This is a genomic window from Cognatilysobacter lacus (assembly GCF_008274655.1).
Taxonomy (GTDB): domain Bacteria; phylum Pseudomonadota; class Gammaproteobacteria; order Xanthomonadales; family Xanthomonadaceae; genus Cognatilysobacter; species Cognatilysobacter lacus.
In genome coordinates this window covers 1-649 of the sequence record NZ_VTRV01000293.1, presented here as the reverse complement: position 1 = coordinate 649, position 649 = coordinate 1, and the positions used below count along the sequence as shown (strand labels likewise).

The window sequence follows — 649 nt, the reverse complement described above, 5'->3', positions numbered from 1 at the left end:
GAAAAATGGGGTCAGGTTCAATTTCGGCTGGTTCTTATGAAGGTCGGCCGGACGGACGCGAAGCTTCGGGTCCCGCCGCACAGGGATTTACCTCGAAAAAAGGGGTCAGGTCGCAAACGGTGGGTCGGGATGCATTCTTCTTGAAGATTGGCTCGCGAGTTATGCGGCTCCCTTTTGCACGCCCGAGTTGAATCACGAATTCGAAGTTCCAAGGAAGGCCAATGAAATTCCCCGGGCGCAGCGTTGCGAGCAGCCTCGCATTTTTCGCGATTCTTTTTGTCTCATCGACTGTCGGCAACGCTGCGTATGCCCAGCAGGCAAGCGGACACTACGGCGCGCCGTATTACCACCATGGATATGACAACAAGGGCCCGTTCCCGACGGTCGACGAAGCGATCGACGCCTGGTGGGCCGATTGGAAGCGCGTGTGGGTCGGTTACGAGTTCTGCGGCTACGACCTGACGCGCACCGATCCCAACGCGAACGACGGATGGGCGGCGTCGATGATGCTGCGATCACCTTGCAGCGGCGGCAATGGCGTGAGTGCAACGTTCTATCCAGATCCTCCACCGCCGCCCCCGCCCCCGCCCCCGCCGCAACCGGGCCTAGGACCCTGCGACGGAAACTGTGGCGTGATGACTGGCGGGTA

The 649-nt window shown here is 60.6% G+C and carries 1 pseudogene; it reads left to right on the top strand.

The annotated features are described in order from the left end of the window. Positions 1-221: 221 nt before the first annotated feature. A pseudogene (locus tag FW784_RS14150) lies at positions 222-649 on the top strand (hypothetical protein); the annotation flags it as partial.